A 12111-nucleotide genomic window follows, 5' to 3' on the forward strand; every position below is an offset into this window, starting at 1 on the left:
GATCCTGTTGGCCGACCGTGCCTATGACAGCGACGAGCTACGGCAAGGCCTGACAGAGCGAGGCGCATGGGCCAACATCAAGCCCATGCCGAACCGAAAGAATGTCCCAGCTTTCAGCCCCTTCCTCTATCGATACAGAAACCTCGTCGAGCGGTTCTTCAACAAAATCAAACACTACCGTGCAGTCGCCACACGATACGACAAGCGATCTGATAACTTCCTGGCTGGCGTCAAACTCGCTTCTCTGAGAATCTGGATGCGATTTAATGAGTCTATGACCTAGATTTAGGCATGACGGCCCAAGCGTATTTCAGTTCGCGTCTGCCTTCTGCAAAGCCCGCACGCGGTCGGCAAGGCTGCGGTCGCCATTGTTGGACTCCTGCGGCACCGCCAGTGCCTTGGCAATCGGTGAGTCAGGCCCCTCGAGTTTGGCCGTCATGTGGACGACCTCCGCCGCCAGCTCGTTCATCTGCTCGCGCAGCGCGGCACCGCCATTCGTGGAACCTGAAGCCGCCATGGCGCCGAGATCCGCCTTCAGCCGCTTGTTCTCGCGCGCCAGTGCGGTCAGCCTGGCTTCGAGCCGCTCGCGATCGCTGTCGAGCTTGGCGATCGCCTTGTCCAGATCATCGCGCCTGTTTGCTTCATCCTGCTTGCCGACCAGCCGCAGGGCCGGTCCGCCCTCCTCGGCTTTCGTCTTTTCGCGCAGCCGCGCCATTTCCTTTTCGCGACGCTCAAGTTTCTCCTCGCGATCGGCGAGCGTAGCGAGCAGCCTTTCGACCTTCTTGTCGAGTTCGGCCGTCCTTTTCTTCTCCGCCTTCAGGGCATCGCGCGCGGCCTTGCTTTCGGCCGCGATCTCCTGCTGGCGTCGATCGGCTTCCTTGCGCTGGCCGCGCAGCAGCGAGATGTCACTGGCGAGCTTCTGCAATTCGGATTCGCGCGCCACGAGCTCGATCTGCCGGCTTGAGGAGGAAAAGCTGGCATCGTCATACATGTGCTCCAGCTTTTCGAGCTCAAGCGCCCGCTTCTCCAGCTTGCGCTCCGTTTCCTTGAGCCGCTCCGAAAGCTGATGCAGCTCCTCTTCGCGCTGCCGCAGCGCCTCGCTCTTGGCGCCCAGTTCGGCAAGCGCGGCGTTCTTGTCCGTACGCTCGACCGCCAGCCCCTTCAACGCCTCGCGGCCGCGATTGATCTCGACGAGTTGTTCCGCGGCCTTCTCGCGCAGCGCCTTGACGTTCATTTCGAGGCGGCGCGTCGACATGGCGTACTCGGCCCGGATCCGGTCCTTGTCGGCCTGGATCTCGGTCTGCGTCAAAGGGATCGAGGCTTCGATGCGTCTGCGGGTCAGGGCGACGGCGCGCCGCCAGACGGCGGGAGCCACGATCAGCGCCAGAAAGCCGGCACTGAGAAAGCCGAGGGCAAAGAACAGGACCGACTGAACCAAAGGACTACCCGTTATAGACGGCGACCATAGAAGCTGGATTTTGCCCCTTTGGCATGGCGGAAATCCGGCGCTGCGGCAAGGGCTCGCCGCAGCACACTGGGGTCATTAACGCGTGGATCGGACCGAAATGCCCGCGATCCCGGCGATCGGCGGGGAATCAGAACGGATTCCAGGTCGCCCGTTCGGTCAGCTTCAGATAGCCGAGATTGACGCCGAGCCGGGCGCCGACGCCAGTGCGGATCGGCACCAGAAGCACATTGTTGTTCTTCAGCACATTGAAGCCGACGCCGGCCACCACATAGGCCGAACCGGCCACGCCGCCATAGCGGTTATAGAGATTGCTGACATCGTCGAGATTGTAGACCAGCATCATCACCCGGGAGCCTTCGCCGCCGAAATCCCAGCCCAGCGACGGGCCTTGCCAGAACACCTTATGGTCGCCGGCATTCTTGGTGTAGAGCGTGCCTTCGCCATAGGTCAGGCCGCCGATCAGCGCGCCGGACCCCTCCTCACCCAGCAGATAGCCATTGGGCAGGCCGTAGGAGGAGAAGATCTTCTCGATGACGGTGGCAAGCCCACCCGACGTCGCGCCGAAGAACTTGTGACCGGAATCGATAATCTCCTGAGCGGTGTATTCCTGAGCCCGCAGGGTCGAGGTCGAGAAGACGAGAACGCCCATGAGCGTGATCGCCATAGAAAGGACGCGGAGGAAACTCCGGTCGTAGAATCGGGAAAACATGCTTCTAATCTCCGTCATGAAGCACTTTCGCCGACGCCTCGCACCCGGTCCGGCTCTTTAGGCGGCCGTTAAGGATGACTGTTAAGGGCAAACTATGCCGTAATCCTTTTTCAACCATTAACTCCCACAGGAAGATGGCAGTTCGAAGGCTGGCTTTTGGGGTCGCGCAGCACCGTCAGCCTGCGCGAACACGCCATTTGCCCCGACGACAATTTTGGGTTTGTTGCTGTACATACGAGTGCTGTGTATTCAGAAAGCCTCGGGTTGGAGCGTGATTCGTGTGGGCGGGCGCGACAATCGATCGCTCGGCCATGACTAGTGGAATTTTGCAGGGATTTTCGCCGATGGCCGAACTGTTCACCCTTTCCGCACCTGACCTGGCGGCGCTTTTGTGCAGCCGCATCTGCCACGACATCATCTCGCCGGTCGGCGCGATCAACAATGGGCTTGAACTGCTGGACGAGGGCGGCGCCGACGAAGACGCCATGCGGCTTATCCGCCAGAGCGCCAGGAACGCCTCGGCCCGGTTGCAATTCGCCCGCATTGCCTTCGGCGCAGCCGGCTCCGCCGGCATGCTGATCGACACTGGCGACGCCGAAGCGGTCGCCACCGCCTTCCTCAAGAATGAAAAGCCGGAACTGAGCTGGAACGGGACCCGCGCGCTGCTGCCCAAGAACAAGGTCAAGCTGCTGCTCAACCTGATCCTGGTCGGCAATGCCGCCATTCCGCGCGGCGGCAAACTGGTCGTGACCCTCGAGAATCTCGAAACCGAGCCGCGCATTTCAATTTCGGCAAGCGGCCCCATGCTGCGCGTGCCGCCGAAATTCCTCGAACTGCATTCCGGCCACAAGCCGGAAGAGCCGATCGATGCGCATTCGGTGCAGCCCTATTACACGCTGCTGCTCGCCCGTGAGGCCGGCATGACGATTTCCATCCATGCCACGGCCGAGGAAATCGTGCTTTCGGCCGCCTGAAATCGGCACCCGGCATCCAAAGAAAACAAAGTATTTCAATCCGGAATATTTCGTTGACGCCTCAATCGAGGCACCATGAGCTTTGCCCGATCGCTTGAGCGAAGCATTGCGAAGAACAGCCTGCAAACGGCATCTTTGCAAAAATTTTACCTAATGGCTTTTCCGGTTCTTTACCAGATCGGCCTATGGTGAATTTCCGGATGCCCCCAACGCTGCCGGATTGCCAGAAGGCAAAGAGGACCCGGAAATGAAACGCTGCATGTTCGTCGACGATTCGAGCGTCATCAGGAAGGTTGCAAAACGCATCCTGGGCGGTTCCGACATGATGGTCATCGAGGCAGCCAGCGGGCTCGATGCGCTGGAGATGTGCTCCGCGGAAATGCCCGACATCATCGTCGTCGACGGCGCCCTGCCGGACGTGCAGGCGGTTGACCTTATCCGCCGCGTGCGCGCCATGGAAAGCCCGATAAAGCCGCAGATCCTGATCTCGCTGGTCGAGCTCGATATCGCCTCGATCATGCGGGCCAAGCGCGCCGGCGCCCAGGGCTATCTGCTGAAGCCGTTCAACAGGCCGCAGCTGCTCGAGCGCTTTCGCACCTTGAAGGTCGCCGCCTGAGACGGCAGCAAGCCACCCTTATTGCTGGCACACGCAAAAAACCCGGCCGAAGCCGGGTTTTCTCGATTGGCGAAACAGCGCGCGCCGCTCAGGCGCTGACGCGGATGTCTTCAGGTTCGCGCAGGACGTAGCCGCGGCCCCAGACCGTCTCGATGTAATTCTGGCCACCGGACGCGGCATCGAGCTTCTTGCGCAGCTTGCAGATGAAGACGTCGATAATCTTCAGTTCCGGCTCGTCCATGCCGCCATAGAGGTGGTTGAGGAACATTTCCTTGGTAAGCGTGGTCCCCTTGCGCAGCGAGAGCAGCTCCAGCATCTGGTATTCCTTGCCGGTAAGGTGCACGCGCTGGCCGCCGACCTCGACGGTCTTGGCATCGAGATTGACCACCAGGTCGCCGGTGGTGATGACCGACTGGGCGTGGCCCTTGGAGCGCCGCACGATGGCATGGATGCGGGCGACCAGCTCATCCTTGTGGAACGGCTTGGTCATATAGTCGTCGGCGCCGAAGCCGAGGCCGCGTACCTTGTCCTCGATGCCGGCCATGCCGGAGAGGATGAGGATGGGCGTCTTCACCTTGGAGAGGCGAAGCGTTCTCAAGACCTCGTAGCCGGACATGTCTGGCAGGTTGAGATCGAGAAGGATGATGTCGTAATCGTAGAGCTTGCCTAGATCGACACCCTCTTCGCCGAGATCGGTCGTGTAGACATTGAAACTTTCCGATTTCAGCATCAGTTCGATGCTTTGTGCGGTTGCACTGTCATCTTCTATCAGCAGAACACGCATTTAATTCCCCTTTTCTGCTGCCGGACCATTTCACGACCCGTCCGGAACCGGAGCAGTGGTTGCCTTGTGCAGAGGCTGCCATCAAATGGTTAACAAAACCTAATTTCCCGTCCACGACGGTACCAGATTTTTTAACCTCTTTCTACACCCTCTTGAATCTAATAATGAATCACAGACCCAAATTCCTAATGCGACACATTAATAACCTGGACTAAGTGACTCCAGGGACTCATCGACGCGCTTCCGAATCGGTGGCCGGAATTTTTACCCGGCCTTAAGTCCTGACCCGTATGATTAACAATGCCCGTAAACGAATGGTTACCGCCGGCAAAAAACTTTAGGGTTTTGTTTCCCATAGTGCGGGGAAAGCCGGTGGACACGGGCAACGCCTGGGCCTTTTCAGGTGGTTTGGACGATATGTGCGGGTGTGCGTTTCCGGGAGTACCGAATCATGAAGTCACGTGAAAACCTCGTTCGGCTGAAGCAGTTTCAGGTGAATGAGAAGCGGCGGCAGCTGCTGCAGCTCGACATGATGATCGCCGAGTTCGAACGCATGGCCGTCGAACTGGAGCTTCAGATCACCGCCGAGGAAAAGAAAGCCGGCATCACCGACATCAACCATTTCGCCTATCCGACCTTCGCCAAGGCGGCACGCCTGCGCCGCGACAATCTCAGAAACTCGCAAAGCGACCTCGCCCAGCAGCGAAGCGCTGCCGAATCATTACTCGGCGAAGCTGAAGCGGAGCTTTCCAAGGCCGAAATGCTGGAATCGCGCGACACAAAGGTTCGCGAGGCCGAAACCGGCGGCCGCAGCGCCATGATCGGCTGAAGCCGACACGTCAGCAGCATCCACGCTCACACACCCGGGCGGGCGTAGCGTCATCGGGTCGCTGCCTGGGCCACATCATGACAGGCCCGGCCCGCCAGGAAACGAACCCCGCCTTAGGCGGCCCAATCCCCTTCACTGTCGGCAATTGCCCTTGCACGGGCATCCTTGATGTCAGGCGCGTGCTGCTCCGCCCATGATCTTATCTGGCTGAGTAATCCCGCCAGGTTCTGGCCGAGCTCGGTCAATTCATATTCGACGCGTGGCGGGATGACCGGGAAGACCTCGCGCCGCACCAGGCCGTCACGCTCGAGCACGCGCAGCGTCTGCGTCAGCATCTTGGGCGTGATGCCTTCGAGCTTGCGGGCAAGCTCGCCATTGCGCAGCCGGCCTTTGCGCAGCGCGCAAACCACCAGATAGACCCATTTGCTGGCCAGCATCTCCAGCACAGTGTGCGAAGGGCATGTCCGCCGGTACGCGTCATAGCCGAAGCAGGAGTCGAAATCACTATCCATGGGGTACCTATATATCAAAAAGGTACATACTAGACAAGAGATTATTACTATCCAAATGATAGCGGCACTAACAAACAGGAGACATCCAATGCGTGCCGTTATCCAGAATACCGTCGGCGAACCCGACGTCCTTGTCATCGCCAATCAGCCGGACCCGACACCAAAGGCCGGCGAAGTGCTGGTCCGCGTCAAGGCGGCCGGGATCAATCCAGTCGATGGCGCCGTCCGCGCCGGTTATTTTCCGCTGCTTGGCGAGCCGCCCTTCATTCTCGGCTGGGACATTTCAGGCTCGGTCGAGGCCTTGGGCGCCGGCGTCACCAGCTTCAAGATCGGCGACGAGGTGTTCGGCATGCCGCGCTTCCCCAAGCAGGCGGCGGCTTATGCCGAACTGGCCGCCGTGCCCGCGGATGAAATTGCGCTGAAGCCAAAGGGGGCCGATCACATCCAGACAGGCGCACTGCCACTGGCTGGCCTGACCGCCTGGCAAGGCCTTGTCCGTCACGGCGCACTGAAATCGGGCCAGCGCGTGCTGGTCCATGCGGCGGCCGGCGGCGTCGGCCATCTGGCAGTGCAGATCGCCAAGGCGCGCGGCGCTTACGTCATCGCCACCGCCAGCCCAAACAAACTCGATTTCGTCCGCAAACTCGGCGCCGACGAGGTCATCGACTACACCAAGGGCGATTTTACCAGCCAGATCAGCGACATCGACCTGGTGCTGGAGCCGGTGGGCGGCGATCATGCCGACCGCTCGCTGAAGGTCATCAAGCGTGGTGGCGTTCTGGTGTCATTGCTGAACGTGAACGACACCACCAAGGCGCAGGCCAGCACGCACGACATCCGGGTCGAGCGCATGTCGGTCGTGCCTGACCGCGAAGCCTTGTTGGAACTTGGCCAGTTGATCGATGCCGGCAAGCTCGTTGTCCACGTAGCAAAGAGCTTCCCGCTTGAGCAGGCCGGCGCTGCTCAAGCCTTTCTCGCCACCAAGCCGATCGGCAAGGTGGTGCTGACGGTCTGAGCGTCTCAACAATTGCTTCGAAAAACAAAAGGGCGCGGAGTGCCGCGCCCTTTGATCTTTTTTGCGACCGGCTCTAAAGCAATTCCAGGAAAAGTGTGAAACGGTTTTCCGTCCGGAATTGCATCAAAGCAAGCTCTAGTGCCGGTATTGCTGGATGCGCGTGGTGCGCAGCCCGGCAAGGCCGTATTCGTCGATCGACGCCTGCCAGGACAGGAATTCCTCGGTGGTCAGTTTGTAGCGCTGGCATGCCTCTTCGAGGCTCAAAAGCCCGCCACGCACCGCCGCAACCACTTCCGCCTTACGCCGGATAACCCAGCGACGCGTGTTGGTCGGCGGCAGATCGGCAATGGTAAGAGGGCTGCCGTCGGGCCCGATAACATACTTGACTCTAGGTCTAACCAGATCGGTCATCGTACTCTCTACAAAAAACTCAAAGACCCAATCCCCGCCACGTTACCGCCACAGCTTTAAAAATTGCCTAAGCAGACCCTAATGACTAGGTAAGGATCGTGAACGCCGCGTTAGTCTTTTGGCGGGCATTTGAAATATCCGGCCGGAAACGCTGAATTAGCTGGAAGGAATATGCCATTTTCGGGTATCTGCCCCAACCCGTGAATCGCCCGGCAAGCTGGCGTCGCCGGAAAGCTTGACCTATATTCTCGACATTGGCATTCAGGCGCCGCGCAGAATGAAAGCACCATGAACAGTCTCGATCTTCCAGCACGTCCCGAAAACACCCGCATCGTCGTCGCCATGTCGGGCGGCGTGGATTCGTCGGTGGTCGCCGGCCTGTTGAAGCGCGAGGGCTATGATGTCGTCGGCGTCACCTTGCAGCTCTACGATCACGGCGCGGCGACGCATCGGGCCGGCTCATGCTGCGCCGGACAGGACATCGACGATGCCCGCCGCGTCTCGGAGACACTGGGCATCCCGCATTATGTGCTCGACTATGAGGAGCGCTTCCGCAAGGCGGTCATCGATCCCTTCGCCGAGAGCTATGTCGCCGGCGAGACCCCCATCCCTTGCGTCTCCTGCAATCAGACAGTGAAGTTCGCCGACCTTCTGGCCACCGCCAAGGAGCTGGGCGCCGATGCGCTCGCCACCGGCCACTATATCCGCTCGGGCGCCAATGGCGTCCACCGCGCGCTCTACCGGCCGGTCGATGCCGACCGCGACCAGAGCTATTTCCTGTTCGCCACCACGCAGGCGCAGATCGACTATCTGCGCTTTCCCTTAGGTGGCCTGTCGAAGCCGCAGGTTCGTGCCATTGCCGAGGAGATGGGGCTGACGGTGGCCGCCAAGCAGGACAGCCAGGACATCTGCTTCGTGCCGCAGGGCAAATATTCCGACATCATCGCCAAGCTGAAGCCGAGCGCCGCCAATCCGGGCGACATCGTCCACATCGACGGCCGCGTGCTTGGCCGCCATGAGGGCATATTGCGCTACACGATCGGCCAGCGCCGCGGCATCGGCATCGCGTCGGGCGAGCCACTCTATGTCGTTCACCTCGACGCCGAACGGGCCCGCGTCGTCGTCGGCCCGCGCGAGGCGCTGGAGACGCACAAGATCTACCTGCGCAACATGAACTGGCTTGGCGACGGGCAGCTCACCGCTATTCCTGCCGGCGGCCTCGAACTGTTCGCCAAGGTGCGCTCGACCCGGCCGCCGCGTCCGGCGGTGCTACACCACAAGGCGGGCGTGACTTCGGTCGAACTGGCCGATGGCGAGTCCGGCATCGCGCCCGGACAGGCCTGCGTGCTCTATTCCGACGACGGCAACGAAGCCCGAATCTTCGGCGGCGGCTTCATCGAGCGCTCCGAGCGCGGCGCCGAGGCGGAGGCGATGCTGAGCCGGCTTGCCGCAAGGCCGGCACAGATCCCCGCCGAATAAACGTTAAAGGCTTTCTCAGTCTTTCGACTTGGTGTGGGTCACAGTGCCCGCAGTCAGGATGCGCAGCACCCTGATCGCTTCCTCACCGCTGGTGCGCGGCTCGGCCCGCGTCTCTATGCACTGGATGAAATGCTCCAGCTCGCGCGTCAGCGGCATGCCTTGCGCGACCGCGACATAGGACGGCTCGTTGGTGGTGAACGCCCACTGCCCGCTGTCCTGCCACACCGCATGGCGGTAGACGGCAAGCTTGCGCTCCCATGGCTCGACATCGTCGAACACCGCCATCGCCTTGGTGCCGACCACGGTCAGGCGCCGCTCGCGATAGGGATTGAGCCGTGACGTGAAGAGATGGCTGCGCAGGCCGTTGGGAAAGCGCATGTGCAGATGCGCGAAATCGCTCAGACTGTCGAGCAGCGCCGCGCCCTCGCCGCGCACCTCGATTGGCTCGGTGCCAGTGATGGCCAGGATCATCGACAGATCGTGCGGCGCCAGGTCCCACAGCGCATCGTTCTCGGTATGAAATTTGCCAAGGCCGAGCCGGTGCGAATGGATGTAGCGGACCTCGCCAAGCTCGCCCTTGTCGATCAGCGCCTTCAGCGTCTCGAAGGCGGGATGGAAACGCAGGACATGGCCGACCATGAAGATGCGGCCATTGTCCTTGGCCGCCTGCACCGCGCGCTCGGCATCCGGCACCGTCAGCGCGATCGGCTTTTCCACCAGCACGTCCTTGCCGCTCTCGACGGCGCGCACGGCAAGATCGGCGTGGAACTGCGGGGGCAAGGCCAGCACGATGGCGTCGATATCGTCACGACCGAACAGCTTGTCGGGCTCGATAGCCAGGCAATCCTGTTCGCTGGCAAAACCTTCGGCACGCGCACGGTTGGCGTCGGAAACCGCGTGCAGCGCGCCGAGCGCCTTGAGGGTGCGGATATGGTTTGAGCCCCAGTATCCGCAACCGAGGACTGCAATGCGCGGCTTCATCTGTTTCAAACTCTAAAAACTCGTGGCCGAGACATAGCGACGTGCCCGGTCGAACTCAACCCCGACGGTTGCAACCAAATGGCCGCGCGGCAAAGCTTTTTGGGCAATGAGAATATGCGCCGATATAGAATGCTTCGAAGCTTGACAGGCTCGCCCTCCCAACCTTATATCCGCGCGACCTTGGCGAGCGCCTCGAAATGCCTTTCTATTTAAGGCGGATTTCGGGCCTTTCGCCGCCCTGGCGGGGTAGCTCAGTTGGTTAGAGCACGGGAATCATAATCCTGGGGTCGGGGGTTCAAGTCCCTCTCCCGCTACCACCATTCCCCCCACTCCTTTGATGCCGTGGGGGAAGGCACGCTCGCCCAAGAGTGCCGTCAGCCGGCCAGCAATTTCGATTTCAACCCCACCGGTTTTGGATGGATCTCGAAACACCGTGACGGTGTCGACCAAGTCACGCATTGCCTCTGCACATTCGGAATCGCCAGAAGCAATGCCCTTGGCAAGCCCGGTCTGAAGTTGGTTCAGTTGTTCCTCGTAGCGGGCGAGCACCGCCGGGTGCAGCGCAATCACTCCGGTCGCAGGGGGTACCCGATCCAACTCTGCCAAAATGCATTTGCGCTCTTCATTCAGCGTTGTTGATTGCGGTCCCAATACAGCTGGGTCGCCGTGGCCTTTGGCAATGGCGTTGACCAGCCGCTCGATCTCCCGAGTTAGCTCTTCAAGCCGTCGCTCCAAATGAGTGCGCCTAGCGTCGGTATCGGCTGCCAAGCGCTTCCGTTCTTCGTGGTAGGTCTGGACGTACTGGGCAATCACTTCGGGATGGCGCAACTCGGCGGTAAGCCCGTTCAGAACTGCAGTTTCGACCGTATCCAAATAGAAGGTCTTCGGATCTGCGCATATTCCGCTTTCTGTCGCGGCCGAACATCGGATGCGAATGCGCTTGGACTTGTCCGTGCCTTTTGACGACATTCCCGCACCACAGGTACCGCACCTCAGGAGCCCAGTTAGCATATGCCGTGGTCGGCGTTGATGGCTTGGATGGGTGGTTGCACGCGCCTTCTTGCGTGCTTGTGCTGCGTCGAACAGGTCGGACGAAACAATGGCGAGGTCCGGTACTGCGACTACTCGCCATTCACCCTTGGGATTTGGACGCGAGACACGTTTCCCCGTATCAGGATCCTTGATCATTCTGACCCTGTTCCAGATCAGGCGGCCAGCATAAAGCTCATTGTGAAGCAGCCCCGTTCCTCTCTGCACATTTCCATTGATAGTAGATGCATTCCAGCCCCGGCCACGGGGCGGTGGTATGCGGTCCCGATTGAGTTTGTGGGCGATGTCGCGCGGGGTCTGTCCACCGACATACTCCCTGAAGATACGACGCACTATCTCCGCTTCGCCCTCGGCGATTAACCGCTTTCCAGGGTCGCCGAGCATATAAGAGTAGCCATAGGTCAATCCGCCGGCATGGAGTCCCTTGTTGACTCGGCCGGCCTGGCCCCGACGGACTTTGTGAGCGATGTCCTCCCGGTAGAGTTGGCCAACAAGACCGCGTAGGCCAACCAAGACCGTATTCACTACGCCTTCGTGGACGGCACGAATTTCGATGCCGAGAAATGAAAGGCGTTTGTGAATGCCCGCGAGGTCTTCCATGTCGCGCGAGAGCCGATCAAGTGCCTCTACGACGAGAACGTCGAATTGGTGCTCACGCGCTTTGTCCATGAGGTGAAGTAAACCGTCACGGCCAAGGACGGAGCCGCCGGAGCGTGCTCGGTCGTCAAACGTTGCGACAACGTTCAACCCCTCACGTTCTGCGTATGCTCGGCATAAAGCGAGTTGATCGTCTATCGATCGCTCATTTTGGAGGTCGGTTGAGAAGCGAGCGTAGATCGCGGTCCGATTCATGGTGAGTTTTCTCGCCCTGTTCACGCGCATGGTCTTCGCGGGCCGCTTGGCGAGCGAGAGCGCTTGCAAGGCGCAGAATCGCCCGGTCGGGTGCCTCACGCAAGACCCATTTACGGGACTTCACCACCATTGCAGGAACAGCTTGCGACGGGGCAAAAATAGCGAGGGGCATAATACCCCGAACGATAGCTGTTGATTTTCGCTGAGAACTGACCCGGCATTTCCACCGAGATTTGACCCGCCTTTCATGTATGTTTCGGTTCGGGGTTGAGGGTCAAGGTTCTGGTTTTCTCCTTCGCTTTTTTGGGTTCGTGGGCAGAGCTGTTCTTGAAGCGGAAGCTGTCATTTCCGGTTTCAAGGATGTGGCAATGATGCGTCAGCCTGTCGAGAAGCGCGGTCGTCATCTTGGCATCGCCGAAGACACTCGCCCA

Annotated in this window: 14 protein-coding genes and 1 tRNA gene; 7 read left to right on the forward strand and 8 right to left on the reverse strand. The window is 60.2% G+C overall.

The annotated features are described in order from the left end of the window. The coding region (locus tag A3A9_RS0135895) for an IS5/IS1182 family transposase (RefSeq protein WP_027062766.1) at positions 1-283 on the forward strand (283 nt) is incomplete at its 5' end. 27 nt (positions 284-310) lie between these two features. On the opposite strand, the gene A3A9_RS0135900 is transcribed toward A3A9_RS0135895, so the two are convergent. Both A3A9_RS0135900 and A3A9_RS0135905 read right to left on the reverse strand, forming a co-directional pair. Next, positions 311-1438, reverse strand: a complete 1128-nt coding sequence (locus A3A9_RS0135900; protein WP_027030739.1) for a hypothetical protein — start codon at positions 1436-1438, stop codon at positions 311-313. Between the two features lie 157 nt (positions 1439-1595). Further along, positions 1596-2132 carry a DUF1134 domain-containing protein gene (locus A3A9_RS0135905; protein ID WP_245279220.1) on the reverse strand — a complete coding sequence of 179 codons (537 nt, stop codon included), beginning with the start codon at positions 2130-2132 and terminating at the stop codon, positions 1596-1598. Positions 2133-2521: 389 nt separating this feature from the next. Here A3A9_RS0135905 and chpT point away from each other — a divergent pair, with 389 nt between their 5' ends. Then, positions 2522-3151 (forward strand): histidine phosphotransferase ChpT, encoded by a 630-nt coding sequence (chpT, locus tag A3A9_RS0135910; RefSeq protein WP_027062768.1) that lies wholly within the window; start codon positions 2522-2524, stop codon positions 3149-3151. A gap of 247 nt (positions 3152-3398) precedes the next feature. Further along, entirely contained in the window at positions 3399-3767 is a 369-nt protein-coding gene (locus tag A3A9_RS0135915; protein WP_027062769.1) for a response regulator, read from the forward strand. 88 nt (positions 3768-3855) lie between these two features. On the opposite strand, the gene ctrA is transcribed toward A3A9_RS0135915, so the two are convergent. Beyond that, complete coding sequence (gene ctrA, locus A3A9_RS0135920; RefSeq protein ID WP_006203583.1) at positions 3856-4551, reverse strand: response regulator transcription factor CtrA; 696 nt, start codon at positions 4549-4551, stop codon at positions 3856-3858. Positions 4552-5002: 451 nt separating this feature from the next. Here ctrA and A3A9_RS0135925 point away from each other — a divergent pair, with 451 nt between their 5' ends. Further along, positions 5003-5380 (forward strand): flagellar export protein FliJ, encoded by a 378-nt coding sequence (locus A3A9_RS0135925; protein ID WP_027030743.1) that lies wholly within the window; start codon positions 5003-5005, stop codon positions 5378-5380. Between the two features lie 113 nt (positions 5381-5493). Here A3A9_RS0135925 and A3A9_RS0135930 read toward each other — a convergent pair whose 3' ends face one another. Next, the gene (locus A3A9_RS0135930) at positions 5494-5892 is read right to left on the reverse strand and encodes a winged helix-turn-helix transcriptional regulator (protein ID WP_027062770.1); all 399 of its coding nucleotides are present in this window, start codon (positions 5890-5892) and stop codon (positions 5494-5496) included. Positions 5893-5980: 88 nt separating this feature from the next. Between A3A9_RS0135930 and A3A9_RS0135935 the strand changes: the two genes are divergently transcribed. After that, a complete protein-coding gene (locus A3A9_RS0135935) occupies positions 5981-6907 on the forward strand; it encodes an NADP-dependent oxidoreductase (RefSeq protein WP_027062771.1) in 927 nt (308 codons plus the stop codon). 135 nt (positions 6908-7042) lie between these two features. Here A3A9_RS0135935 and A3A9_RS0135940 read toward each other — a convergent pair whose 3' ends face one another. Further along, positions 7043-7318, reverse strand: a complete 276-nt coding sequence (locus tag A3A9_RS0135940) for a DUF1153 domain-containing protein (RefSeq protein WP_006203587.1) — start codon at positions 7316-7318, stop codon at positions 7043-7045. Positions 7319-7606: 288 nt separating this feature from the next. Between A3A9_RS0135940 and mnmA the strand changes: the two genes are divergently transcribed. Beyond that, entirely contained in the window at positions 7607-8797 is a 1191-nt protein-coding gene (mnmA, locus tag A3A9_RS0135945) for a tRNA 2-thiouridine(34) synthase MnmA (RefSeq protein WP_027062772.1), read from the forward strand. Between the two features lie 15 nt (positions 8798-8812). Here mnmA and A3A9_RS0135950 read toward each other — a convergent pair whose 3' ends face one another. After that, the gene (locus A3A9_RS0135950; protein WP_027062773.1) at positions 8813-9778 is read right to left on the reverse strand and encodes a Gfo/Idh/MocA family protein; all 966 of its coding nucleotides are present in this window, start codon (positions 9776-9778) and stop codon (positions 8813-8815) included. A gap of 240 nt (positions 9779-10018) precedes the next feature. Between A3A9_RS0135950 and A3A9_RS0135955 the strand changes: the two genes are divergently transcribed. After that, positions 10019-10095 (forward strand) — tRNA-Met (locus A3A9_RS0135955). On the opposite strand, the gene A3A9_RS42230 is transcribed toward A3A9_RS0135955, so the two are convergent. After that, a complete protein-coding gene (locus A3A9_RS42230) occupies positions 10052-11710 on the reverse strand; it encodes a recombinase family protein (protein ID WP_343286155.1) in 1659 nt (552 codons plus the stop codon). The two genes, A3A9_RS0135955 and A3A9_RS42230, sit on opposite strands and share 44 nt — an antisense overlap. 215 nt (positions 11711-11925) lie before the next feature. Further along, on the reverse strand, positions 11926-12111 hold a 186-nt coding region (locus A3A9_RS0135980; RefSeq protein WP_027062776.1), incomplete at its 5' end, for an ATP-binding protein.

Source organism: Mesorhizobium loti CJ3sym, assembly GCF_000472785.1.
Lineage (GTDB): Bacteria > Pseudomonadota > Alphaproteobacteria > Rhizobiales > Rhizobiaceae > Mesorhizobium > Mesorhizobium loti_E.